The sequence below is a fragment of the Hartmannibacter diazotrophicus genome, from assembly GCF_900231165.1.
In the GTDB taxonomy this organism is placed as follows: Bacteria; Pseudomonadota; Alphaproteobacteria; order Rhizobiales; family Pleomorphomonadaceae; genus Hartmannibacter; species Hartmannibacter diazotrophicus.
In genome coordinates this window covers 1,793,398-1,816,666 of record NZ_LT960614.1, presented here as the reverse complement: position 1 = coordinate 1,816,666, position 23,269 = coordinate 1,793,398, and the positions used below count along the sequence as shown (strand labels likewise).

Genomic DNA, 23,269 nt, shown 5'->3' with positions numbered 1-23,269 from the left:
CTCAGCATAGCCTCCAATTCTGGAATATACTCTATGATCACTCTTGAAATCTTCGATGACGGCGGTGTTTTCCGTCATGGCGATGACTATGATCGGATCGTCGAGGAACTGGATGATGCGCTTGAACAGCGCGACGGCGGGACGCTCGCGCCTTCAAAGTACCTCAAGATGCTAAAGTCGCTCGTCGATCGTCACCCCCACTTCATCGATGGCCATGCCCATCTGGGCCATGCGCTCATGGAGGAAGGCAAACCCAAGCTTGCACTCCAAGCCTGCCTTCAGGGTTTGGAAGCAGGTGAGCGTGCGATCCCCGCCGGTTACGCCGGTTCGATCGAATGGGGCTTCCTGGAAAATCGCCCCTTTCTGCGCGCGGCACATGGCGTCGTCCTGTCGCAGCTCCGGCTTGGCCAACGCAAGAACGCTCTGCGACTGATGGAGAGGATGCTTGCCTGGAATCCCAACGACAATCAGGGCATCCGCTACCTGATTGGTCCGGAATATCTTCGCGCCGGAGAAACGGCAAAGGCCGAACGCATTTTCACGGATGAAGCCGCCCACTACCCGCCTTTTCACTATGAGCATGCCCTGTTGCACCTGAAGGCCGGTAATCACGTCTCTGCCGCGACCAAGCTGCGCCATGGTTTTGTCGCGAACGGCTATGTCGCCGAGATGTTGTCAGGGAACCCCGAGCCGCCGGCGCTTGCGATCTGGCACGGCTCGAACCTTGCCGAACCGGAAACGGCTCGGGACTATCTGAATCAATGTGGCGACCTATGGCAGCGAACACCGGATGCTATGGCCTTTGTACGCTGGCTGCATACGCATCCGAAAGTCCTCGCCGAAAGGGCCGCCGTCCTTGAATGCCAGGAGGCGCTGTTATGGGAGCACGACTTTGAAAAACGACAAATGCTGGGCTTGAAAGAGGAGGCAGCACGCGCGCGGATCGACGACGTGCTTTCGGCGGAGATCGTTCGGAAGAAAGCCGACCGTCATGGGTGCCCAATCCAACCATGGCTATATCAACGCACACGTTTTTGAAGCCGTGAATACGGTACCTAGGCTCAGGACTCATTGAATCCACCAAGTGACGATGGCTGCGATTGTAATTGCTGCCATGAAGACGTCAGCGCGGCGGTCGTAACGGGTAGCAATGCGCCGCCAGTCTTTCAGGCGCCCGAACATGTTCTCGATCTTATGGCGTTGTTTGTATTGGGTTTTGCAGAATTCGGCAGGTGCCTTTCGGCCCTTGCGCGGCGGTATGCAGGACGCGATGCCTTTGGCTTGGAGCGCGGCGCGATACTCGTCGGAATCGTATCCCTTGTCGGCAATCATTGTCGCACTGCCGCCCTCAGGCAGGACCGGATAGAGGATCTTGGCCCCGACGTGATCAGAAACCTGTCCCGCCGTCAGGCACATCGCGAGCGGTCGGCCTTCGCCATCGCACACAGCATGCAGTTTGGTGTTCAGTCCACCCTTTGTGCGGCCAATGTGGCGGGGAAGAAGCCCCCTTTTAAAAGGCTTGACGCTGTCCGGTGAGCCTTCAGATGCGTCGCGTCGATCATCAGCGTGTCCGGAGCGCCGCCACTCGCTGCCAAGTGACTGAAAATCCTATCGAACACGCCCAATTCGGTCCAGCGGCGAAAGCGGTTGTAGAGCGTCTTGTGAGGGCCATACCCCTTTGGGGCATCTTTCCATTGGAGGCCATGCTTCAGCACATAGATGATGCCCGACACAATCCGGCGATCATCCACACGAGGCACCCCGTGCGACTTCGGAAAGAATGGCTCGATCTTCGACATCTGGGAAGGCGAGAGCAGAAACAAATCAGGCATGGCAAACTCCTTTGCCACCCTGAATCACATATCACGCATCAATGCAAATTAATGGGTCCTGAGCCTAGCTTCCTTATTCTCGGGTTCATCCGACACCACCGAAGCGGCGCAACATACTTCATGAGGCGGGTCGATTATCAGAAAATCATATTTGACAAATAATCTGCGATAACTCGCCAAATATGACTTAAAGAGTGCAGGCTGTTTCTATTTCAGCGCCGACGAATGCAGCCTCGTAGTCGCGCGCCAACGCGCCGGAGACGCCAACCTGTCTGAAGGCTTCCCTCCATCCGTCCGAAACACGCTGCGCCGTTGTCCGGATGATCTCTCGTGCCTCCGCCTCGGCGATCTCGAAAAACTCGCAGGCTTCCAGGGCGAGGATGATCGACCGATCATGGGCCCCGCCCTCAAGGATCGCAGTCTCGAGATGCGGGTTGCGATCCGGTGCCGGATTCACGTCGAATACCGGCGACAAGCGCCACTGACCCGCTCCCACATAGAGGAAGCCATGGTTCTTCAGGTGATCGTCCTTGTTGGATACGATTATCGTGAAGATCAGACGCCGGTAGAGTTCGCGGAAATCGTCAGACGGATTAGGTGAATTAGACCGCATGAAATCGACGATCTCGGTATAGGAACCCAGATCCGCTCCCGTCTTGCCGAGCGCGGTGCGCGCGGAGATGTAAGGAATCCGTGCGGCCCCACGCCGGTCGAATCGCCGGATCAGCGCAACCGGGAACGGCGTGTCCGCCAGTTCCAGCCGTGCCTCGGGCGTGCGGATACCGCAGGCCGCCGCCAAGCGGAGGGTCGCGACCTCGACGCGCTCGATCGGTTGTTGATCGTGGACCGAGGTGAACTTCGCCAGCCACAGCGCATCGCCGTCCCTGACATTGGCTTTGGGGCGCGCGCCGCCGGAACCACCAGCGCCAGCCAGCGCCTGCATCTCCTCGGGAGAGATGTCCTTGCCTTGTTCATAGGCTCGCGCGATCGCCGTGATGGTTTCGAGATCGACCAGACGCGGAACGGCGTCCGCCGCCTTGCCGCGAATGACCTCACCTCTGTCATCCAGAAAGCGCAACGCGCCTTGCCGGCAGGCATCGTCGGAAAGCGTCAGATACTCGAATTCATTGAGACCATTGCCATAGGCACGTTCCAGCAGCCTTCGTCCCCAACTGTCCGGAGCCGCATCGGCGAAAACGCCCGCCAAAGCGTCGCGCATGTTGCCGGGCTGCCCCGAGGCGTGAAATGGGCCGGCCTCGAGAGGGAAATCGGGCTGTATGGCGAAGGCGCGCGGATTCTCGATCCATTCGGCGCCATAGGCGAAGGTCGAGAATTGACGCGGCCCGGCATGGGTGAAACGCAACTGGCCCACCGATGTCCGGCCTTCGCCAAGCGCGACATGGGCGACGAAATCGGCCATCAGAAGGAAGCCCCGTCAGGGTCCACAACGTCCTGCCGATCCTGCGTCTCCTCCGTCTGAGCCTTCTGCTTTTTCAGCCTTGCCGCGAAGGAGCGGCCCCTGCGCGGTCCGTGCTCCGCTGCCAGCGCCAGCCCCAGATCGTCCTTGCGGATATCGACCAGGTCAGCGAGCCGCTCCAGAAGGCCGAGCACAACGAGAACGTCGGCAAGCGTTCCGATGGCAACGCCCGGATCGCCCCGTTCAAGGCGGGCGATGGAACTTGGCGAGGTTCCCGCACGCACGGCGAGATCCGCCACGGCGATGCCACGCCGCAGACGCGCGTTGCGGATATCCTGGCCCAGCCGTTCCAGTGCTGGTTTCGCCTTGGGGGAACCCATATCAATCATCCATATTTGATAGATTGTCGCTATTAACAGATCATATATGACTAATTAGCTCCAAGGTCAAGAATTCTAGTCCGCGCCCGCCCGGTCCACCATCACCTCGTTTTGGCAATCTGCGACAGGCGGGGCGCAAACTGAGGAGCCGATATTCTCGATCTCCTTAGCCATTGGCGGTCAGTGCCTCGAGATAGGGCCGAACGACCGTGGCGACCGTTCCTCGCTCAGCCTGCCTGGCAATCTCGCCCGGCGTCGTCTTGCGCTGGCGCAGTGCTTCCTGAAGGCCTTCGATCGCCACGGACAGGCCAATCTTGTTCCGATACCGGAAGCAATCGGCGATCGTCTTTGCGACGCCGAAGACCTTCACGGTTACCCCCTCGACAGGATGGGTTTCAACACCCTCCGTCAGCAGACGGTCTGTGAAACGTACCAGCCGAATGGGCGTGCCTTCGGGTTTCGGGGACCAGTCCTTCTGACCCACGGCGAGCCAAACCTGCCTTGGGAGCTGATCCGTCAGACCATGAAAAGCCAGGGCCGAAACGAGGCAAACGACGCCCTTGGGAATCCGTTTGGCCGTCTCTGCGAGACTATGGTGAACGTCGAGGGGCGCGTCGGAAAGCTGATAAAGTCCTCGCGCGAGCCGAAGCACCTCGCCGTCGCGTTCCATGCGGCTCATGGTGGCGGCTGTTACGCCCGCCTCGCGCAGCTCTGCCAGGCGCGAAATGCCGCGCGCGGTCAGCACGGTATGGGCAATCTGGCGTTGGGACATGGATGATGGCACGATACGGATACTCGGAACATAGGACTTACTATCCGAGGATTTGTATCATTTTTCGCATGGCGAGGAAAGGTGCCAGGTAGAAGAGGCTGCCGCTCTACGACACGCGTTCGCCTCAAACGGACCCCTGAGCCAACAGCGACGACTGCTCACCGGGTCACCTTGTACATCCGCACCGGGAGGGGAAAGCCTTCCCCTGCGTCCGAGCCTTTGGTCTCGACCGACCCCTTCTGCGAGGCGGCTGCCCCGCAACACCCCGCTGAGAGTGAGAGAGTGGACTTGTTTCCCGTGACGGGTTGAAGGTCGGAGAAGAGGTCTCTGACGCCCGTCATGGAGATTGGTCCCATGAATATGCAGGTCCTCAATGCGCGCCGTGACACCAGCGGCGGTTACAAGGTCGATGTCGGCCGTGGCGAGCGGGTCGGCCGCGTCTCGTCAGAGTGGTTCTCGCGTCCGGCCGACGAGCGCTACCTTTCCTTGTCCGAGTTGGCCCACACGGTCCGCGACCGCACCGAACGCAGCCGGACGCGGGTGGTGGAGAGCGCGCTCATCCATGTCGAGGCGAACCGCAACGATTCGGCGCGGTTGGCCCTCATCCTGCCGGGCACGGATGCGGCAGTCGCGCCGACACACTGGTCCTTCGGACAACTCGCCAGCCTGGTCGGCGCTCCCGCCGCCTATCTCAGGCAGCTCCCAGCCGCACTTGCCGCCATCAACCTGCAATACGGCCTGACCTCCAATCGGGCCGAGCAGATCAAGACGCTCGAAACCGATACTGGCCGTGTCGAACTGCGCGCCGTCACTGGCCCGGACTATGGCCGCATCTACGATCACGAACTGATCGAGGCGGTGCAGCGCATTGCCGGCAACGGCACGGGCGACACCCGCTGGAAGGTGCCGGGCGTGCTCGACTGGTCGACCGGGATCTACAATCCGCGCGTGGACATTACCAAGGACACGACCACGCTCTATGCCTCCGACCGGGACGTCTTCCTGTTCCTGGTCGACGACCTGAACCCGATCGAGGCCGGCCGACTGCCGGACGGATCGCCCGACCTCTATTTCCGGGGCTTCTATTGCTGGAATTCCGAGGTCGGCGCCAAGACGCTCGGCATGGCGAGCTTCTATCTGCGCGCGGTCTGCCAGAATCGCAATTTGTGGGGCGTGGAGGATTTCGAGGAAATCACCATCCGCCACTCCAAATATGCCGCCAATCGCTTCGCGCACGAGGCGGCCCCGGCGCTACTGAACTTTGCGAACTCCTCGCCCTTGCCATTCGTCAACGGCATCAGGGCGGCCCGCGAACGGATCGTCGCGAGAACGGACGAAGACCGCACCGACTTCCTGCGTCGGCGCGGCCTCTCCAAGGCCGAGACCGGCAAGATCATCGACAGGGTGCTGGCCGAGGAAGGCCGCCCTCCCGAGAGCATCTTCGATTTCGTTCAGGGCATCACCGCCGTCGCACGCGACAAGCCCCATCAGGACGCCCGCCTCGATATGGAGGGCAAGGCCAAGAAGCTGCTCGATCAAGCCGCCTGATTTCCGCAAAGCCGGGGACGCGGTTTTCCGCGTCTCCGGCTTTGCGCTTCCGAACCTTTCAGGTTTGCCGGTTCGTGGCGCTGCCCCCTTTAGAGGAAGAGGGCGGCGCTTCGCTTCGTGACGGGTTGGAGGTTGAGAGAGAGTCTCTCGGCCGCCCGTCGCGGAGTAAATCCCGATGGCTACTGCCGTTCAGAAGATCATCCTGTCGTCCTCGCGCGACATTCCCTTCAACAAGCTGGTGCTCAGCCAGTCCAACGTCCGGCGCGTGAAGGCCGGCGTCTCGATCGAAGACCTCGCGGCCTCGATCGCCCGGCGCGGCCTGATCCAGAGCCTCAGCGTCTTCCCCGTCGTTGACGCCGAAGGCGTTGAGACCGGCATGTTCGAGGTGCCCGCCGGCGGCCGCCGCTTCCGCGCACTCGAACTGCTGGTGAAGCAGAAGCGTCTCGCCAAGGTCGCGCCCGTCCCCTGCGTGGTCCGCGATCGCGGCGGCGCCATCCTCCCGGAGGAAGTGTCGCTGGCCGAGAATATCGAGCGCGCGCCGCTCCATCCGCTCGATCAGTTCCGCGCCTTCCACGACATGCTGACCAAGGGCATGACCGAGGAGGAGATCGCCGCGGCGTTCTTCGTACCCGTCAACGTGGTCAAGCAGCGGCTGCGCCTCGCAACCGTGTCGCCCGCGCTGCACGACGTCTATGCCGACGACAGCATGACGCTGGAGCAGCTCATGGCCTTCACCGTCTCCGAAGATCACGAGCGTCAGACCCAGGTCTGGGACGCGATCAAGGACGCCTGGTCAAAGGAACCCTATCAGATCCGGCGCATGCTGACCGAGGCCACGGTGCGCGCCTCCGACAAGCGTGCTGTCTTCCTCGGCATCGAAGCCTACGAGGCGGCTGGCGGCGTGGTCATGCGCGACCTGTTCCAGGCCGACGATGGCGGTTGGCTGCAGGACGTCGGGCTTCTCGATCGCCTCGTCGCCGAGAAGCTGAAGGCCGAGGCCGAGGCGATCGCCACTGAAGGCTGGAAGTGGATTGAGGTCGCGGTCAGCTTCCCCTACGACGCCGTGCGTGGTCTTCACGAGGTCTCCGGCACGCCGGTCGATCTGTCGACTGAGGAACAGGCGACCATCGAGGGCTCACCGCCGAGCAGGTCAGGCTCGAAGCGGAATATCAGGACGCCGACGAACTGCCCGATGAGATCGACGAGCGTCTCGGCGAAATCGAGACGGCTCTGGCAGCCTTCGAAGACCGGCCCGAGCACTTCGACCCGGCCGACATCGCCATCGCCGGCGTCTTCGTCAGCATCGACGCCAACGGATCGCTTTCGGTCGATCGCGGCTTCGTCCGGCCCGAGGATGTGCCTCAGGTCCGGACCGATGGTGAGGAAGGATCGGAGACGGACACCGAATCCGTCGACGCCAATCGCCCGTCGGCGCAACGCGCCGTCATCACCATCGGCGGCCAACCTGCCGAGCCCGATGACGACGATGAGGACGACGGGATCAAGCCGCTGCCCGAACGCCTCGTCGTCGAGCTGACCGCCTACCGCACCCTCGCGTTGCGCAATGCCGTGGCGGAAAATCCGCACATCGCCATGACGGCGCTTCTCCACAAGCTGGTCTCGGACAACTTCATGACCCGCATGTACACGGGCGCCATGGAAGCGGGGGTGAAGCACATCTTCTTCCCCGTTCAGGACGAGGCGCTGAAGGACAGCCCCTCCGCGCGGGCCGTGCAGGAGCGTCACGATGCATGGGCCGCCGACATCCCGAAGGACGACGACGCCCTCTGGCACTGGCTCGCCGGGCTCGACGACGCCAGCCGCATGGCGCTGCTGGCACACTGCGTCAGCTATGGCGTGAACGCGCTTTATGAGCGGCCGAACCCGCACAGCGCGGGCGGCGTGTCGCAGCACACGCTCGACATGAGGCTCGCGCAGGCCGACCGCCTGACGCGGGCGACCGGGCTCGACATCGTCGAAGCCGGGTGGCGCCCGACCTTCGGCAATTACCTCAGCCGTGTCACCAAGCCGCGCATCCTCGAAGCCGTCCGGGAAGGCGCTGGCGAACGGGCGGCAGAGCTTATCGACCATCTGAAGAAGGGCGATATGGCCAAAGAGGCCGCGCGTCTCCTGGCCGACAGCGGCTGGCTGCCCGAGCCGCTTCGGCTTGCCGGCGTTGACGGCGATCCGGCATCGGACGCGGGTGGTGGCGAAGAAGCCGAGGGATCCGAATTGCCCGACTTTCTCAGCACCGACGACGACTCGGAATCGCCGGCCGATGGCGAGGACGACGAACGTCACCTCGTCGCCGCCGAATGAGCGGGCTCGCGGGGCGGCTTCGGCCGCTCCGCAACTTCCAATCTCATCCACTCAGAGCCCGGCCCAGCGCCGGGCTCTTTTCGTTTCAGGAGCCTGACATGGCCGAATATCTCACCCGCTTCTCCTGCCTGCTCGACGTCGGCACGGTCACCAATGTCGCGCGGGCCTTCGACATTTACACCGCGCTGATGGCCGAAAACGGTCGCGAGGACCCGCCCGCCGAGCCGTTCCTGCTCTCGCTCACGCCCGAACACGGCGCGACACGCCTCTGGCTTCGCGACCCCGGAACCGCCGATCCGCAATTACTGATAACCTTCGTCACCCGCTGCGCGGAGACATTCGCGCTCACCGGCACATGGGGCTTTCAGTGGGCCGGCGTCGCCTCAGAACCCGTCGTTGACGGTTTCTCCGGCGGCGCCCATCTGCTCGATCTCTCCACCGGCCGCACGATCGAGTGGATCAGCACCGGCCGGTGGCTAGCTGAGGGCGGTGTGCGATGATTCCCGACCATGCGCGCCCGGCCTCACGGTCGGGCGCTTTTTTCATGTCAGCGGACGAGAGGGAGAGGACGGCCGGGACGGATCGAGTCCGGGCGGTCGAGAGAGAGCGCCGCCGGGCTTGTCCCTTCCGCTCTCCCGAGGTCCCCCCATGAACATTCTGTCTCCCGTGGCCCTTCCGGCCGCGCCCGTCACCCGTGCGTCCCCGATCCTCGCCGTGGCGCAGCAGCTTCTCGATTATCTCGAACGCGGCCAGCGCATCGACGCCGCGCTCCTCCGTGCAGCGATGGAAGCGGCCTTCCGCGCATCCGACACCAGCGGCGCCTGGGACTGGAAGGCGGCCTATGAGGCCTGCGAGGTCGCGACAGTCCTCTTCCTGCGCAAATACGGAAAGGCACTTTTTCGTAAGGCCGCATCTCCGGCTGCACGTCTTTCCGCTCTTGGGAAGATCGCCGGGCTCCTGCCGACGCATACGCGGCGCTCGGAAGAATCGCAGGCGCTCCAGCAGTTCTCGACGCCGGCGCCGCTCGGCCTCGCCGCAGTGGTGGCCGCCTCCATTGCCGCTGGCGACATCGTGCTGGAGCCCTCGGCTGGCACCGGCCTGCTCGCCGTCCTGGCCGAGATTTCAGGCGGAACGCTCCTCCTCAACGAACTGGCCGAGACCCGAGCCGATCTGCTCGCTGCGCTGTTTCCGGCCATTGCCGTCACCCGCTTCGACGCGGCCCAGATCGACGATCATCTCGCGCTGGGTGCCACCCCGTCAGTGGTGCTGATGAACCCGCCGTTCTCCGCGATGGCTAACGTCTCCGGCCGGGTGGCCGACGCCGCCTACCACCACATCGCTTCAGCGCTGGCCCGGCTTGCCGGTGGCGGGCGGCTGGTAGCGATTACCGGTGCCAACTTCAGCCCCGAGCATCCGGCTTGGGCAGCGGCCTTCGTCCGGCTTCAGGAGCGTGGCCGCATCGTCTTCACCGCGGCCGTCGATGGCTCAGTTTATGCCAAGCACGGCACGACCATCGACACGAGGCTGACGGTCATTGACAAGCTGCCGGCCGACGATCGGGCGGCGTTTCCCGCTTCGCCCGGCATCGCGCCGGACATCGAAACGCTGCTCGGCTGGATTGAGACGCAGGTTCCGCCGCGTCCGACTGCCACCCTCCCGCCAGTGACAACCTCGGCGTCCGCCGCGTCGCCCCGCACCGTTCGCGGATACCTCGCCCGCACCACTGCCGCGCCCGCCACGCCCGCGTTCATCGAGCCGGAAGGCGTCGAACTCGCCTATGAACCCGTGGACTGGACGCCCGCCGAAAACGGCCGGATCACCGACGCGATCTATGAAGAATACGGATTGCAGGCGATCCGTATTCCCGGTGCTCAGGCCCACCCGACCAAGCTGGTGCAATCCGTGGCGATGGCCTCGGTCGCGCCGCCCAGGCCGAGCTACCGGCCCCGGCTGCCCGCCAACATCGTTACCGAAGGGCTTCTCTCGGACGCCCAGCTCGAAACCATCATCTACGCCGGCGAGGCGCACTCCGACTTCCTCGCCGGGTCGTGGACGCTCGACGAGACTTTCGACGTCATCTCGGCCGCGCCCGACGATGCGCCGAACGCCGTGCGCTTCCGCCGGGGCTTCATGCTTGGCGACGGCACCGGCGCGGGCAAGGGTCGCCAGTCGGCCGGCATCATCCTCGACAACTGGATGCGGGGCCGCCGCAAGGCGGTGTGGATCTCCAAATCCGACAAACTGCTGGAGGATGCGCAACGCGACTGGTCGGCGCTCGGCATGGAGCGGCTGCTGGTCACGCCGCTGTCGCGTTTCCCGCAGGGTAAGGACATCACGCTCTCGGAAGCCGTCCTATTCACCACCTATGCCACGCTACGGTCCGACGACCGCGGCGAGAAGCTTTCCCGCGTCAAGCAGATCGTCGAATGGTTGGGCTCCGACTTCGACGGAGTGATCATTTTCGACGAGAGCCATGCCATGCAGAACGCCGCTGGCGGCAAGGGCGAACGCGGCGACGTCGCCGCCTCGCAGCAGGGCCGTGCTGGTCTCCGGCTCCAGCACGCCTTGCCTAATGCGCGCATCGTCTATGTCTCGGCGACCGGCGCCACCACGGTCCACAATCTCGCCTATGCCCAGCGCCTCGGCCTCTGGGGCGGCGAGGACTTCCCGTTCTCGACCCGCGCCGAATTCGTCGAGGCGATCGAGGGCGGCGGCGTGGCGGCGATGGAGGTGCTGGCCCGCGACCTGCGCTCACTCGGCCTCTACACCGCGCGGTCGCTTTCCTATGACGGCGTCGAATACGAACTGGTCGAGCACCAGCTTACGCCTGAGCAGACAGGCATCTATGACGCCTATGCCGGGGCATTCGCCGTCATTCATAACAATCTCGACGCCGCAATGCAGGCCGCCAACATCACCGGCGGCCCTGATGGCAGCGGGGGCACGCTGAACCGGCAGGCCAAGTCCGCCGCCAGCTCGGCCTTCGAGTCCGCCAAGCAGCGCTTCTTTGGTCATCTCCTCACCAGCATGAAGACGCCGACCCTGATCCGGTCGATCGAGCAGGACCTGGCCGACGGCCATGCCGCCGTGATCCAGATCGTGTCGACCGGGGAGGCCCTGATGGAGCGCCGTCTCGCGGAAATCCCCACCGAGGAATGGGATGACGTCCGAGTGGACATCACCCCGCGCGAATACGTTCTGGATTATCTCGCCCATTCCTTCCCGGTGCAGCTCTATGAGCCCTTCACCGACAGCGAGGGCAACCTGTCGTCGCGACCGGTGTTTCGCGACGGCCAGCCGGTCGAGAGCCGCGACGCCGTTGCCTGTCGTGACCGGCTGATCGAGCGGCTCGCTTCGCTGCCGCCGGTTCCCGGCGCGCTCGATCAGATCGTCCAGCGCTTCGGCACCGATGTCGTGGCGGAGGTGACAGGGCGCTCGCGCCGCATCGTCCGCAAGACCAGCCCCGGCGGCATCGACCGCCTTGCCGTGGAGAACCGTGCCGCTTCGGCCAATCTGGCCGAGACGCAAGCCTTCATGGATGATCAGAAGCGCATCCTGATCTTCTCCGACGCCGGCGGCACCGGGCGGAGCTACCACGCCGATCTGTCGGCGCGGAACCAGCGGCTGCGCGTCCACTATCTGCTGGAGCCTGGGTGGAAGGCCGACGCCGCCATTCAGGGCCTGGGCCGCACCAACCGGACCAACCAGTCGCAGCCCCCGCTGTTCCGGCCGATCTCGACCGACGTGAAGGCCGAAAAGCGCTTCCTGTCGACCATCGCCCGCCGGCTCGACACCCTCGGCGCGATCACACGCGGCCAGCGCCAGACCGGTGGCCAGGGTCTGTTCCGGCCCGAGGATAATCTGGAATCGCACTACGCCCGCGACGCCCTGCGGCAGCTCTACCTGCTGCTGGTGCGCGGCAAGGTCGACGGCTGCTCGCTCCAGATGTTCGAGGACGCCACCGGCCTCTCGCTGATGGATTCCACCGGCATCAAGGACGAACTGCCGCCGATCACCACCTTCCTGAACAGGTTGCTGGCGCTGACCATCGACCTTCAGGGCGTCCTGTTCGCGGCGTTCGAGCGGCTGCTGAACGCCAAGATCGAAGGCGCCATTGCTTCCGGCAGCTATGATGTCGGGCTGGAGACGCTGCAGGCCGAGAGCTTCATCGTCACGGATCGACGGACCATCCACGTTCATCCCGGCACCGGAGCCGAGGCCCGGCTGCTGACCATCACCCAGCGCCAGCGCAACCGTCCCGTGACGCTGGCCGAGGCGCTTGATCATCTCGACGACCCGGGCGCGAAACTGCTGATCAACGAGCGTTCGGGCCGCGCCGCCGTGCAGATACCAACCACCAGCATCATGCTGGACGATGGCGAGATCGAACGGCGCGTGCGGCTGATCCGACCGATGGAGGCGCATAACATTCCCATCAAGGTGATGGACGAGACCCATTGGGTGCAGGCGGAGCGGATCGCCTTCACAGCGGCATGGGATGCCGAGGCGGCTGAGGTACCGGAATATGCCGACAGCACCATCCAAGTCGTTAGCGGGCTCTTGCTGCCGATCTGGAAACGGCTGCCCAACGAGTCGACACGGGTCTATCGACTCCAGACAGATGACGGCGAGCGCATCGTCGGCCGCCGCGTCTCCCCGGCTTGGGTGGCTGGCGCGCTCGCGACCAACACGTCAACCCTGACGCCCGACGACGCGTTCATGGCGCTGATGGACGGCAAGACCATCCTCGATCTGACCGAGGGTCTCCAGCTTCGCCGCGTCCGAGTGATGGGCGCCAACCGCATCGAGCTGTCAGGCTTCACCGACGCCATGCGCGATCGCCTGCGGACCTATGGCCTGTTCCACGAGATCATCTCGTGGAAGCTGCGGATGTTCGTGCCGACCGATACGACCGGGGCGGCGATCCTCGCCAAGGTGCTGGAGCGCCACCCGGTCGAACGCATCGGCGAGCGGGAGGCGGTGTGATGGCACGGCACGACGCTTCTGAGCTGGCGATCCGTCTCGGCCGACACGCCGAGGCGGTGTGCCGCCATTACCTGGCTGCCGGCCATCGCGAGGGGCGCTATTGGCTGGTCGGCGATGTGCGCAATACGCCGGGCCGCTCGATGTTCGTTCGATTGAAGGGCGGCGAAACCGGCAAGGGCGCGGTCGGTAAATGGACCGACGCCGCCACCGGCGAGCATGGCGACCTCCTTGATGTCATCCGCGAGAGCTGCGGCCTGATCGACTTCAAGGACGTCGCCGATGAGGCACGCACCTTCCTGTCGATGCCGCATCCCGAACCGGACCGTCGATATGACGGCGAGCGCCAGTCACCGGCGCCATCAGGATCACCGGAAGCGGCACGGCGGCTCTTTGCTATGGCGCAGCCGATTTCGGGCACACTCGTAAAGGCGTATCTCCGCACACGCGGCATTACGGATTTGCACGGAACCGGAAGCCTCCGCTTCCACCCCCGCTGCTACTACCGGCCTGACGAGCACTCCCCGACCGAGACCTGGCCAGCAATGATCGCATCGGTCACCGATCTCGCCGGACATCAGACCGGCGCGCACCGAACCTGGCTCGCACCGGACGGCTCGGACAAGGCTCCGATCGACACGCCGAGACGAGCGATGGGCGACCTCCTGGGCCATGCCGTTCGCTTCGGTGTGGCGGGCGAGGTGATGGCGGCGGGTGAAGGTATCGAGACGATATTGTCGCTCAGAATGGCACTGCCCTCCATGCCGATGGCGGCGGCGCTCTCGGCGGCACATCTCTCAGCCATCCTGTTCCCCGACACGCTACGCCGGCTCTACATCGCCCGCGACAATGATCCGGCCGGCGACGGTGCGATGGCGACCCTGATCGAACGGGCGAACGCGGCCGGGATCGAGGCGGTCGTGGTGTCCCCGAACCTAGGCGACTTCAACGAGGATCTCCGCCTGGCAGGCCTGGATAGCCTCCGGACAGCGGCACGGGTGCAGATCGCGCCGCAGGACGTCGCACGCTTCATGGCGTTGGCGGCATAGGCCGAGATGAGGTGTAGGCGGCGGGTAGCGCCGTCGTCGGCATCGCGCGGATGATCTTGAGGTTGGGGAGAACCGCGCCCCGGCCTTCGAGAGGGCGATCGGCCAGCAAACGGCCCGGACCCGCAATGCCTGCGGCGGACTATTTTCCGGCGCGGCCGAGAGCCGCTTTCCATCGCGAGGCAAAATAGCCCGCCTTCGTCATCCTCCGCTGTGCTCCGGCCCTCCGCTTCACTGCGGATGCAGGTCCGGCCCGCCCGCCGGCTTTCGTCGCCATGAAGGCCGCGAGGGTCGCGGTCGAACCGACGGAGCATCCCATGAGCGAGCATGATGACTACGAACCGCACCACTCCTCTTCTCCCACGGACCACGTCCTCAGCGAACTCCAGCTTTACGGCTACCGTCCCTTCACGGATGAACCCGATCCCCGACCGCTTCCGGAGGGCGACCACGTCGCCGGCGCCATCGCCGACATCTTCGACGCCCTGATCGCCACCCTTGAGGACACCCGCCTAGAGCCCGACCTCGACGATCTCCTCTGGTCGACCGTCAACCTCTTCCACCGGGCTACCGTCCGGATCGAGCGCGAGCTGGACGACAATGAACAGGCGCAGCGCCGCGGCCAGCGCGAACAGGACGGCAGCGAAGTGAAGGCTGTAGAGTTGGAGCGCCTGACAGCCGAGGGCCAGACCTTGATCGAACGCCGCAACGCTTTCGAGCTGATGCGCGACCAAGCCGCCGAACACTATGAGCGCCACACCGGATCGAACTGGCGACCGCGCAGCGGATCGATGATCAACCACCGCAACCTGACCTCGGCGATGATCGACAGCCGGGACTTCCTCGCCGCCAGGAAGCGGGCCGACAACGAGGTGCTGCTCCCCGCCGGTCCGAAGATCGCCTTCACCGGCGGGCTCGATTTCAACGATCACCGCCTGATCTGGGCCAAGCTCGATCAGGTCCACGCCAAGCACCCCGACATGGTGCTGTTGCATGGCAAGTCGCCGAAGGGCGCCGAGAAGATCGCCGCCAAATGGGCCGACACCCGCAAAGTGCCACAGGTAGGCTTCGCCCCCGACTGGACGAAACATGCCAAGGCCGCGCCGTTCAAGCGCAACGATCAGATGCTCGACGTCCTGCCGATCGGGGTGATCGTCTTCCCCGGCACCGGCATTCAGGACAATCTCGCCGACAAGGCGAAGAAGCTCGGCATCCCGCTGTTCGATTTTCGCCAGAAAGGAGGTGGCGCGTGAGCACCGCCTCTCACAGCATTTCAGGTCGGAACAGCGATCTACGGCTGATGATCTTGCCGGACACCACGAACACGCCGTCGCCGGTGTAGTGCAACGTCTCGGGATGCTTCGGCGACGCGGCGACATGCGCCTTCACCACCTCGAAGATGAAGAAATTGTATTTGTTGACCAGGGCATCGTCGTGAAGGCGGCATTCGAAGCTGGCATGGCATTCGCCGATCAGCGGCGCATCGACCTTGCTCGCGTCTTCCGCCGTGAGATTGAATTTGTCGAACTTGTCGATTTCGGCTCCTGACGTGTTGCCGATCCCGACCACGGTATCGGTCAGCGCCGTCGTCGGTAGGTTGACGACGCACTCCCGGCTCTCGCGGATCATGCGGTGACTGTGATTGCCGCCGGAGATCATCAGGCCGACCAGAGACGGCGAGAATTCAAGGATCGTGTGCCAGCCGAGCGTCATGATGTTGGTCGCGCCCTGCCACTTCGACGACACCAGCACGATCGGGCCGGGTTCCAGATAGCGCCGCACCTGGCTGACGGGGAAGTCGGTCTTCTTAGGCAACTTCGGCACGGGCGTCCTCTTCGGCTGTTGCGCTTTGCATGACCATACCGGCCCATCTCGGCAGCATCGCAGCGTTGCTTTAGCGCGAAAGCATTGAACGGGCGTGTCCATCGTGGCCCCGGTCATGGCGGAAAACCATCTCCCGCTTCCATTGCGCTAATCCTTGGTCCAGCCGCTGGCCTGACGCCATCAACCCGTAAAGGGTCGGCTATGCGAGCATGCCGCCGCTCCTGCTTCGCCTGAGCGGTGATTGCGGCCATCGGCCGGACACATCGGGCGCCTGTCGCGCGGGAGATGGTCTCCCGCCTCCAAGACAGGAGCCGGTCACATGTCCCTCAATCAAGCTCACGCCTTCGCCTTCAGCCTCGCCACCACCCTCATGGTCTCCATCGTCATCTTCCAGGCCGGCGACGGCACCATGGGCGTCATGCCCACCGGCGAATATGACGGCGAACTCGCCGCCATCGTTCACGAGATCGATCCCTTCGCCCGCTGACCGCGGGCAAGGCGACCGAGCCGCAAGCGGAAGTCCTACGGGATTTCCGCTCCCGCCCTGCCTTCTCTTCGCCTATACTATCAACGCGCCGTGGTGGTGGTGGAGGCGCAACCGTCAGACCTTTATCTCACGGAGAACACCACCATGATCTTCATCGGCATCCTCTCCAGCATCGCGGCGATTGGCATTCTCTGCTGGTTGCTGTTCACGCTGGCTGTCTTCGCGCTGCCGTTCTTCGCCGGCGTCAGCGTCGGGGCATGGGCCTATCAGACCGGCGCCGGCTGGCTCGGCGCAATCCTCGTCGGCCTTGTCGCTGCCGCACTCACACTCGGCCTGGGGCAGTTCCTGCTCGCCTTCATCCGACCGCTCTGGATACGGCTCGCGATCGCACTCGCCTTCGTCGCGCCCGCGGCGCTTGCCGGCTACCACGCGACGCATGGCATCGTGAAACACACCATGCCCTCCGACACCTGGCAGCTCATCTTCTCAGTTATCGGCGCAATCGCCGTTGGCGTCACGGCGCTGATCCGGGTGACAGCCATGGCCACGCCCGGGCCAACTGGGCAGGCCATTGTGCGAACCTGACATCGGTGCCGGCGGCGGCGGGATGGTCAATTGATGTCTTAGCGGTCGCGCCTTCCTCGTCGCCAGGCTCGTTTGCAATCGCGCTGACCGGATCGACGGTTAACCCAACTGACGCGCCATGCCATCGGTGACGGCGCCGGTGGCAATACCGTGACAGCGCGCAAACGGTGCGAGTGCCGGGAGGGGGCGATCTCGTGGGCGACGGGCAGGAATCGGCGGAACGTAGCGTCTGGCGGAGCTGGTTTGGCCCGCGGTGTCAGACGTCGCTACGGTCCATCGGTCGGTATGGTCGCCACGTTCTCCTGTGATGCGTCTCTGTCATGTCGACCGCTCCAAAACGGCCTCTTCAATGGGCTGATCTGGCCGAAGGTCGGCTGCGCCTCGATCGCCTATGCCGCAACAGCGGCGTCGAAACTTTCTTCCCCTGCCGGCTGCGCCGTCATTCCTCGCGAAGCAAGAAAGCTCCTCCTTTGCTGTCAGGCCCCTGCGGGGTGCGCCGTCAATCGCCTCCGGCCTCTCGATCGCCATCGAGGCCGCAATGGTGCGGACTCGGAACAGAGTTCAAGGAGAACGACCATGGCGACCATCGGCACCTTCAAGAAGACCGGCAACAACGAGTTCACCGGCGAAATCGTCACCCTCAGCGTCCAGACCAAGAATGTCCGCATCGTCCCCGAGGCCCGCGCTACGGGTGTGAACGCCCCGAGCCACCGCGTCTTCGTGGGCCGCGCCGAGATCGGCGCCGCCTGGTCCAAGACCTCCAACGAAGGGCGCGCCTATCTGGGCCTGAAGCTCGACGATCCCAGCTTCAACGCCCCGATCTACGCTAATCTCTTCGACGACGAGGAAGGCGAGACCCTCTCGCTCATCTGGTCCCGTCCCAACGGGCGCCGGGGCGACTGAGGCGCCGCGCGAGGCCCCGGCCGGAAGGCCGGGGCCTTCGGCTTTGAGGCGACCGAATCAGTTGTCGACTTTTGCGGTCTGACAGAGGCCAACTATGTACTTCCGACTGGAATGCACTGCCAAGAACGACTATTATAGTCGTAGTCTTGGCGTACGCGTAGGTCCGTGTGGGAGGTGATCATGTATGATCACCGCCCGACAATTTCGGGCCGCACGCGCGTTGCTGGGTTGGACACAGGAGACGCTCGCTGACAAGGCCCGGGTCTCATTGACCGCGCTCAAGCGCCTCGAATCCCCCAGTGGACTCGAGGTCTTCGAGAGCACGCGCGATGAGGTGAGACGGGCTTTCGAACGCGCCGGCATCGTCTTCCTGAACTCCGATCAGGGCAAGGGAGTGCTGCTCGTTGATGCGAAGAAGGAAACCTGACGTTCGACAGGTCGCGGCGTTGCCCCCTCTTCCCGCGTCAAGGCCTTGCGTCCTCATTCCGATCAAATCACGGTTAACAATATCCTCCAGTTTGGATACATCTCGCGATCGGGGGATGTTGTGACCAAAGACGATTTTCTCGATCAGCCGCCGTCGGGGGCGGCATTGACCGCCTATGACGAGGCGCATCTGAAGCTGTACGTCCGGCTGCTGGATGCCGACGCTGAAAAAGCCGACTGGCGTGAAGTCGTCGAAGTCCTCTTCGGCCTCGATGCCAAGGCCGAACCGGAGCGCGCTCAGCGCATCTACACCAGCCATCTCGATCGCGCGAAATGGATGACGAAGAGCGGCTTTTGCCAGCTTCTCCAGGGCCGTCTGCACTGAGGTGATGCGTAAACCGCATCACGTTGCGGCCACTTCGTTCTTCCCGCGCTCCGCTCAACCCGGAATCGTATCCACTGCAAAACTCGCGTTGCACAACCTTGCGCGGAGGCGGTGGAGAATGTCCGAGGATGAAAGCTGGCGGTCCGAAGCCGCCTATGACTATATCGACAAGTTGACCCCCGGCGATCTCGCCTGGGAGTTCCTGCGTCGTAACCCTGAATACAGAAAATCCTATCAGGAACTGGTAGCGGTCGGGCGGTTGACCGAGTATGTCGCGGGCGAGTTCGCCGATCAATGGGGCTTGCGATTTCGTCGCCGACCCTCGCAACTCGGCGCTCATCCAACCGATCTTCTGGACCCCGCAAACCGATCCCGCGACACTCCCGTTCACCGTCGGAGCGAACCCGGCGGGAGATCTCCGCCTCAGCGTTGAGGATCTGCACGCCCACGCCACCATCGAGCATGATCCTGGTCTGATCCGGCTCGTACTGCGCGGCGAGCCCCACGACGTGGCCCTGTTCAACGTCGATGATGCCCGCCCCCTTGGCGCGTTCATCATATTCGATGAGCTGACGCCCGACCGACTGACCGCGGTCGAACGGCTCTGGCACGCGATGTTCGGCAAGCGCGTGCCGCCCGATCCACGCCTGACGCCGCAAAGACGTCAGCGCGCCCGCCAGATGCTGCGCGCCATCGACGCGCGCGAGAGCGGCGCCATCTACCGCACCGTCGCCGAGCATCTCTTCCCCCAGCACAAGATTGACGCAGCATCCTGGGTCGGCGACCCGATCCGGGAGATCACCATCCGTCTCGCCCGCGACGGCATGAAGCTCGTTCGCGGCGGCTATCGGACATTGCTGCGCCGCCCACGACGGGATCGCTGATACCCGCTCGCGTGTCGATTTTAGCATCTTACTTCGACATCGTCCGAGGCGCCGTCTCCGCGCCACCGTGCTCGCAACCCGCCGCTTATTCGAAGCGGCCACCCGCGAGACCACGGAGGTGCGATCATGGCCGAAAGAGCCGCCAATTTACCGCCACGCTACCTGAGAACGCAGGAGGCGGCTCGCTTCCTCGGCCTTTCCGAACGCACCCTTGAGAAGCATCGGACCTACGGGACCGGTCCGATCTACCGCAAGCTCGGCGGCCGTGTCGTCTATTCCGTCGACGACCTTCAGGCCTGGGCGGATCGCGGTCTCGTCACCTCCACGTCGGATCCGCGCGGCGGCACTGTTTTACCGGCCAAGCGCCAAACAGCCTCGACCGCCGCCGGCGGACGCTTCCCGCGCTGAGACGACCGGCCATGTCGTCCCGCCACACCCATTACGATGAGCGTGCCCAACTCGATCTGTTCCGGGCGCTGCCCGGCGATCTCGCGCCCCGCGATGCGCAGGACCTCATGGCCTACCCGTTCTTTTCGCTCGCCAAGTCGAAGCGTCTGGCGCCGATCGACTTCAAGGCTGGCTCAGTGAAAATCCGCGTCGAAGCCGTTCCCGAGCATGGCATGGCGACGATCTGGGACGCGGACGTCCTCATCTGGGCCGCCTCGCAGATCGTCGAAGCGCGCGATGTCGGCTTGCGCCCCTCGCGCCTGATGGCGACGACGCCCTACGAAATCCTGAACTTCATCGGCCGCGGCGTATCGCTTCGCGACTACGACCGCCTCAAGGCCGCGCTCGACCGGCTACAATCGACCACAATCGCAACATCGATCCGCCAGCCGACCGAGCGACGGATGCACCGCTTCTCCTGGATCAACGAATGGAAGGAGCGCGCTGATCACCGCGGCCGTCCGCTCGGCCTCGAACTGATCCTCCCGGACTGGTTTTATGGCGCCGTCCTCGACGACGCGCTCGTGCTGACGATCGACCGCAAATACTTCGATCTCACCGGCGGTCTGGAGCGCTGGCTCTACCGCCTGGTCCGAAAGCACGGCGGTCGCCAAGAGTTCGGCTGGAGCTTCGACTTCCCCCACCTTCACGCCAAGTCCGGCAGCCTCTCGCCGCTCAAGCACTTCGCCTACGACCTGCGCGACATCGCCCGCCGCCAGCCGTTGCCGGGCTACCGGCTCACCATCGAGCAATGCCTCGGCGGTCCCGAAATCCTGTCCTTCGCACCCACCGATCCCGACGCGCTCGGCATCCCGCGCCGCCGTCGCCGTTCGCCAACTCGCCCTGGGGATAAGCTGTGAATAGTGTCGTGCTATCAGGGACCGGCACTGTCGTGCCATCGGGGACCGGACTCTCGTGCTATCAGGGACCGGAATCGCCGATTCCTCGCGCTGAATCAGCAGCTTGCGAGCCCCGTAACTTATCTAACCTAGATTCCTTCGGAATCTTTCTAACGGAACCCGCTTTTTCGCGCCGTGTGGACGAGACCCCGATAGCCGGGAGACCGTCATGATCGTCGCGCTCCTCAACCAGAAGGGCGGCGTCGGCAAGACGACGCTGGCGCTGCATCTTGCTGGCGAATGGGCTCGGCATGGGCAGCGCGTCACGTTGATCGACGCCGATCCCCAGGGCTCGGCGCTGGACTGGTCGCAGCAACGCAGTCGGGAGGGACTGCAGCGGCTCTTCGGTGTGGTCGGCCTGGCGCGCGACACCCTGCATCGCGAAGCGCCGGAGCTGGCGCGTGACGCCGACCATGTCGTCATCGATGGGCCGCCACGTGTCGCCAGCCTCATGCGCTCGGCGCTGCTCGCCGCTGACCTCGTGCTGATCCCGGTGCAGCCGTCGCCGCTCGATGGATGGGCGTCGGCCGAGATGCTGGCGCTGCTGCGCGAAGCGCGCATCTACCGCCCAGAGCTTGCCGCTCGCTTCGTGCTGAACCGCTGCGCGGCGCGCACCGTGCTCGCCCGCGAAACCGCAGAGACACTCGCGGATCACGACCCGCCATTGCTCGCGACGACAATCGGCCAGCGCATCGTCTTTGCTGATGTCGTGCAGACCGGTCGGATCGCCGCCGAGCAGGACGAGGATTGTCCGGGCGCGCGCGAGATCGCCGCGCTCGCGGCCGAAGTCGCGAGGATCGGCGCATGAGCGAACGATCCCCCAAGCGCGGCTTCGCATCCCGGCCTGGCGATCCGGAGAGCTGGATCAAAGCGACCGATCGCCAGACGCAGCGATCTCAGCCCGCCGACGACTTCTCGGCCAGGCTAACCATTGACGTGACCGCGGACATGCGCGGCCGGATCAAGATCGCGGCCTTCCAGCGCGGCCTGACCGTCGCCGACATGCTGCGCGCGCTGTTCGAGCGCGAATTCCCACCAGCCCAAGGAGACGCCTAATGCCCGGCCTTGCCGCCGCATCCGCGCGCGCCGGCCGCGCCCCTCACGCGCCGCTGGAAGATCTCACCCAGGTCGAACTGGTCTGGATCGAGAAGCAGATCGAACACTGGATCCGCTTCGGCCGCGAGGTGCGGGAACAGGTCCTCGACCGCCGCCGCCGCATCCTGTTCTTTCCTCCCGACGCGACCTTCGCGCTGGTGCGCTGGGCCGCGAACGAGCACGGCACCGTGCTCTCGCGCCTCGACATCCTGCGCGCGGTCGGCGCCGGCGAACCCTGCCAGACGATCCCGACCGTGACGCCTGGCGGCGACATCCTGCTGCGCGTCGATGGCTGGCCGAAGGTGGAGCGCATGCTCCAGCGCATTGACGCGATCGAGGCGATCGGCATCGATCCAGTCGACGTTGCGCCCGATCACTGGCGGCACGTTCACAATCGCCTGACCGCCGGCGAGACGCCGCGCGCCTACACGATGCAGCGCCACCGCGCCTTCCTCCTGGCGCGGAGGATGGGCGCATGACCCGGCTCGGCTACGCCATCACCACGACCGCCGCGGTGTCGTTGCTCGGCATCCTGTCGCTCGTGTCCTTCGCGCCGAAGCTGATCTGGAATGCGTCGGCCAGCACGCCAATCGGCCTCTACGCCATCACGCCAGACCCGTCCCCGGAAGTCACCAATCTGGTCGCCGTGCGGGCGCCCGAGCCGCTCGCCAGCTTCCTTGCCGAGGGCGGTTATCTGCCGCGCGGCGTGCCGCTGATGAAGCACGTCGTTGCGCTTCCTGGCCAGCGGGTTTGCCGGACTGGGCTCGCCATCACCGTCGACGCCGTGCCGATGGGCGATGCGCTGGAGCGCGATCGCCGCGGCAATCCGCTGCCCGTCTGGCAGGGCTGCCGCGTCGTCGCCGAGGGCGAGCTGTTTCTGATGAACTGGGAAGTCCGCGACAGCCTCGACGGCCGTTACTTCGGCCCGCTTCCCGCCTCCGCCGTGATCGGCCGGGCCATCCCCCTCTACACCGACGAGGACGGCGATCGCCGCTTCGTCTGGCGCGCGCCGACGCGGTGACGGCGTGCCCATTCCC

Annotated in this window: 24 protein-coding genes and 1 pseudogene; 20 read left to right on the top strand and 5 right to left on the bottom strand. The window is 64.6% G+C overall.

Annotated features, from left to right (window positions below; all coding sequences use genetic code 11):
• The first annotated feature begins 33 nt into the window (after positions 1–33).
• A complete protein-coding gene (locus tag HDIA_RS08440) occupies positions 34–1,038 on the top strand; it encodes a tetratricopeptide repeat protein (RefSeq protein ID WP_099555768.1) in 1,005 nt (334 codons plus the stop codon).
• A 30-nt stretch (positions 1,039–1,068) separates the two neighbouring features.
• Here the strand turns inward: HDIA_RS08440 and HDIA_RS08435 are convergent.
• From HDIA_RS08435 to HDIA_RS08420, 4 genes are all read right to left on the bottom strand, one after another.
• A protein-coding gene (locus HDIA_RS08435) for an IS5 family transposase (protein WP_099555767.1) occupies positions 1,069–1,832 on the bottom strand; the annotation gives its coding sequence in 2 pieces (ribosomal slippage) (positions 1,069–1,514 and positions 1,514–1,832; 765 coding nt in all).
• Positions 1,833–2,019: 187 nt separating this feature from the next.
• The gene (locus HDIA_RS08430; protein ID WP_099555766.1) at positions 2,020–3,252 is read right to left on the bottom strand and encodes a type II toxin-antitoxin system HipA family toxin; all 1,233 of its coding nucleotides are present in this window, start codon (positions 3,250–3,252) and stop codon (positions 2,020–2,022) included.
• Entirely contained in the window at positions 3,252–3,629 is a 378-nt protein-coding gene (locus tag HDIA_RS08425) for a helix-turn-helix domain-containing protein (RefSeq protein ID WP_048648545.1), read from the bottom strand. The genes HDIA_RS08430 and HDIA_RS08425 overlap by 1 nt, the downstream gene beginning before the upstream one ends.
• A 166-nt stretch (positions 3,630–3,795) precedes the next feature.
• Positions 3,796–4,401, bottom strand: coding sequence for a type IV toxin-antitoxin system AbiEi family antitoxin domain-containing protein (locus HDIA_RS08420; protein ID WP_245884206.1), 606 nt, complete (start codon positions 4,399–4,401; stop codon positions 3,796–3,798).
• A gap of 354 nt (positions 4,402–4,755) precedes the next feature.
• Here HDIA_RS08420 and HDIA_RS08410 point away from each other — a divergent pair, with 354 nt between their 5' ends.
• From HDIA_RS08410 to HDIA_RS08385, 6 genes and pseudogenes are all read left to right on the top strand, one after another.
• On the top strand, positions 4,756–5,949 hold the full coding sequence (locus tag HDIA_RS08410) for a DUF932 domain-containing protein (protein WP_099558778.1): 1,194 nt from the start codon (positions 4,756–4,758) through the stop codon (positions 5,947–5,949).
• A 175-nt stretch (positions 5,950–6,124) separates the two neighbouring features.
• Positions 6,125–8,268 (top strand): annotated as a pseudogene (locus HDIA_RS08405) (ParB/RepB/Spo0J family partition protein).
• 98 nt (positions 8,269–8,366) lie between these two features.
• Positions 8,367–8,768 carry a hypothetical protein gene (locus HDIA_RS08400; protein ID WP_099555763.1) on the top strand — a complete coding sequence of 134 codons (402 nt, stop codon included), beginning with the start codon at positions 8,367–8,369 and terminating at the stop codon, positions 8,766–8,768.
• Between the two features lie 148 nt (positions 8,769–8,916).
• Positions 8,917–13,254: a strawberry notch family protein gene (locus tag HDIA_RS08395; protein ID WP_099555762.1), complete on the top strand. Its 4,338-nt coding sequence runs from the start codon at positions 8,917–8,919 to the stop codon at positions 13,252–13,254.
• A complete protein-coding gene (locus HDIA_RS08390) occupies positions 13,254–14,300 on the top strand; it encodes a DUF7146 domain-containing protein (RefSeq protein ID WP_099555761.1) in 1,047 nt (348 codons plus the stop codon). The genes HDIA_RS08395 and HDIA_RS08390 overlap by 1 nt, the downstream gene beginning before the upstream one ends.
• Before the next feature lie 314 nt (positions 14,301–14,614).
• The gene (locus HDIA_RS08385; protein WP_099558777.1) at positions 14,615–15,550 is read left to right on the top strand and encodes a DUF2493 domain-containing protein; all 936 of its coding nucleotides are present in this window, start codon (positions 14,615–14,617) and stop codon (positions 15,548–15,550) included.
• A 10-nt stretch (positions 15,551–15,560) separates the two neighbouring features.
• Here HDIA_RS08385 and HDIA_RS08380 read toward each other — a convergent pair whose 3' ends face one another.
• Positions 15,561–16,121: a flavin reductase family protein gene (locus tag HDIA_RS08380; RefSeq protein ID WP_099555760.1), complete on the bottom strand. Its 561-nt coding sequence runs from the start codon at positions 16,119–16,121 to the stop codon at positions 15,561–15,563.
• Positions 16,122–16,440: 319 nt separating this feature from the next.
• Between HDIA_RS08380 and HDIA_RS25655 the strand changes: the two genes are divergently transcribed.
• The 13 genes from HDIA_RS25655 to HDIA_RS08320 all read left to right on the top strand — a co-directional run bounded on the left by HDIA_RS25655 (position 16,441) and on the right by HDIA_RS08320 (position 23,253).
• Positions 16,441–16,608: a hypothetical protein gene (locus HDIA_RS25655; protein WP_173796204.1), complete on the top strand. Its 168-nt coding sequence runs from the start codon at positions 16,441–16,443 to the stop codon at positions 16,606–16,608.
• Between the two features lie 144 nt (positions 16,609–16,752).
• On the top strand, positions 16,753–17,193 hold the full coding sequence (locus HDIA_RS08375; protein WP_099555759.1) for a hypothetical protein: 441 nt from the start codon (positions 16,753–16,755) through the stop codon (positions 17,191–17,193).
• 576 nt (positions 17,194–17,769) lie between these two features.
• On the top strand, positions 17,770–18,096 hold the full coding sequence (locus HDIA_RS08365; RefSeq protein WP_099555758.1) for a DUF736 domain-containing protein: 327 nt from the start codon (positions 17,770–17,772) through the stop codon (positions 18,094–18,096).
• 184 nt (positions 18,097–18,280) lie between these two features.
• Positions 18,281–18,523, top strand: a complete 243-nt coding sequence (locus tag HDIA_RS08360) for a helix-turn-helix domain-containing protein (RefSeq protein ID WP_099555757.1) — start codon at positions 18,281–18,283, stop codon at positions 18,521–18,523.
• Between the two features lie 120 nt (positions 18,524–18,643).
• Positions 18,644–18,907 carry a DNA -binding domain-containing protein gene (locus HDIA_RS08355; RefSeq protein WP_099555756.1) on the top strand — a complete coding sequence of 88 codons (264 nt, stop codon included), beginning with the start codon at positions 18,644–18,646 and terminating at the stop codon, positions 18,905–18,907.
• 4 nt (positions 18,908–18,911) lie between these two features.
• Positions 18,912–19,340 carry a transcriptional regulator domain-containing protein gene (locus tag HDIA_RS25845; protein ID WP_342748121.1) on the top strand — a complete coding sequence of 143 codons (429 nt, stop codon included), beginning with the start codon at positions 18,912–18,914 and terminating at the stop codon, positions 19,338–19,340.
• Positions 19,246–19,791: a DUF2285 domain-containing protein gene (locus HDIA_RS08350; RefSeq protein ID WP_245884271.1), complete on the top strand. Its 546-nt coding sequence runs from the start codon at positions 19,246–19,248 to the stop codon at positions 19,789–19,791. The genes HDIA_RS25845 and HDIA_RS08350 overlap by 95 nt, the downstream gene beginning before the upstream one ends.
• Positions 19,792–19,917: 126 nt before the next feature.
• Positions 19,918–20,199, top strand: coding sequence for a helix-turn-helix transcriptional regulator (locus HDIA_RS08345; protein WP_048648556.1), 282 nt, complete (start codon positions 19,918–19,920; stop codon positions 20,197–20,199).
• An 11-nt stretch (positions 20,200–20,210) separates the two neighbouring features.
• A complete protein-coding gene (locus tag HDIA_RS08340; RefSeq protein WP_099555754.1) occupies positions 20,211–21,098 on the top strand; it encodes a replication initiator protein A in 888 nt (295 codons plus the stop codon).
• A gap of 208 nt (positions 21,099–21,306) precedes the next feature.
• Positions 21,307–21,945, top strand: a complete 639-nt coding sequence (gene parA / locus HDIA_RS08335; protein WP_099555753.1) for a ParA family partition ATPase — start codon at positions 21,307–21,309, stop codon at positions 21,943–21,945.
• The gene (locus HDIA_RS08330; protein WP_099555752.1) at positions 21,942–22,193 is read left to right on the top strand and encodes a ribbon-helix-helix protein; all 252 of its coding nucleotides are present in this window, start codon (positions 21,942–21,944) and stop codon (positions 22,191–22,193) included. The genes parA and HDIA_RS08330 overlap by 4 nt, the downstream gene beginning before the upstream one ends.
• The gene (locus tag HDIA_RS08325; RefSeq protein WP_099555751.1) at positions 22,193–22,711 is read left to right on the top strand and encodes a DUF2840 domain-containing protein; all 519 of its coding nucleotides are present in this window, start codon (positions 22,193–22,195) and stop codon (positions 22,709–22,711) included. The genes HDIA_RS08330 and HDIA_RS08325 overlap by 1 nt, the downstream gene beginning before the upstream one ends.
• Positions 22,708–23,253, top strand: coding sequence for a S26 family signal peptidase (locus HDIA_RS08320; RefSeq protein WP_099555750.1), 546 nt, complete (start codon positions 22,708–22,710; stop codon positions 23,251–23,253). Before HDIA_RS08325 ends, HDIA_RS08320 begins: the two co-directional genes overlap by 4 nt.
• Positions 23,254–23,269: the final 16 nt, after the last annotated feature.

Excerpts from the sequence above, each read along its gene's own strand:
- HDIA_RS08325 (WP_099555751.1), top strand. The coding sequence starts at position 22,193 with ATGCCCGGCCTTGCCGCCGCATCCGCGCGCGCCGGCCGCGCCCCTCAC.
- parA (WP_099555753.1), top strand. The coding sequence starts at position 21,307 with ATGATCGTCGCGCTCCTCAACCAGAAGGGCGGCGTCGGCAAGACGACG.
- HDIA_RS08345 (WP_048648556.1), top strand. The coding sequence starts at position 19,918 with ATGGCCGAAAGAGCCGCCAATTTACCGCCACGCTACCTGAGAACGCAG.
- HDIA_RS08425 (WP_048648545.1), bottom strand. The coding sequence starts at position 3,629 with ATGGGTTCCCCCAAGGCGAAACCAGCACTGGAACGGCTGGGCCAGGAT.
- HDIA_RS08440 (WP_099555768.1), top strand. The coding sequence starts at position 34 with ATGATCACTCTTGAAATCTTCGATGACGGCGGTGTTTTCCGTCATGGC.
- HDIA_RS25655 (WP_173796204.1), top strand. The coding sequence starts at position 16,441 with ATGTCCCTCAATCAAGCTCACGCCTTCGCCTTCAGCCTCGCCACCACC.
- HDIA_RS08365 (WP_099555758.1), top strand. The coding sequence starts at position 17,770 with ATGGCGACCATCGGCACCTTCAAGAAGACCGGCAACAACGAGTTCACC.
- HDIA_RS08340 (WP_099555754.1), top strand. The coding sequence starts at position 20,211 with ATGTCGTCCCGCCACACCCATTACGATGAGCGTGCCCAACTCGATCTG.
- HDIA_RS08320 (WP_099555750.1), top strand. The coding sequence starts at position 22,708 with ATGACCCGGCTCGGCTACGCCATCACCACGACCGCCGCGGTGTCGTTG.
- HDIA_RS08390 (WP_099555761.1), top strand. The coding sequence starts at position 13,254 with ATGGCACGGCACGACGCTTCTGAGCTGGCGATCCGTCTCGGCCGACAC.
- HDIA_RS08385 (WP_099558777.1), top strand. The coding sequence starts at position 14,615 with ATGAGCGAGCATGATGACTACGAACCGCACCACTCCTCTTCTCCCACG.
- HDIA_RS25845 (WP_342748121.1), top strand. The coding sequence starts at position 18,912 with ATGCGTAAACCGCATCACGTTGCGGCCACTTCGTTCTTCCCGCGCTCC.
- HDIA_RS08330 (WP_099555752.1), top strand. The coding sequence starts at position 21,942 with ATGAGCGAACGATCCCCCAAGCGCGGCTTCGCATCCCGGCCTGGCGAT.
- HDIA_RS08420 (WP_245884206.1), bottom strand. The coding sequence starts at position 4,401 with ATGTCCCAACGCCAGATTGCCCATACCGTGCTGACCGCGCGCGGCATT.
- HDIA_RS08360 (WP_099555757.1), top strand. The coding sequence starts at position 18,281 with ATGATCACCGCCCGACAATTTCGGGCCGCACGCGCGTTGCTGGGTTGG.
- HDIA_RS08395 (WP_099555762.1), top strand. The coding sequence starts at position 8,917 with ATGAACATTCTGTCTCCCGTGGCCCTTCCGGCCGCGCCCGTCACCCGT.
- HDIA_RS08375 (WP_099555759.1), top strand. The coding sequence starts at position 16,753 with ATGATCTTCATCGGCATCCTCTCCAGCATCGCGGCGATTGGCATTCTC.
- HDIA_RS08410 (WP_099558778.1), top strand. The coding sequence starts at position 4,756 with ATGAATATGCAGGTCCTCAATGCGCGCCGTGACACCAGCGGCGGTTAC.
- HDIA_RS08430 (WP_099555766.1), bottom strand. The coding sequence starts at position 3,252 with ATGGCCGATTTCGTCGCCCATGTCGCGCTTGGCGAAGGCCGGACATCG.
- HDIA_RS08400 (WP_099555763.1), top strand. The coding sequence starts at position 8,367 with ATGGCCGAATATCTCACCCGCTTCTCCTGCCTGCTCGACGTCGGCACG.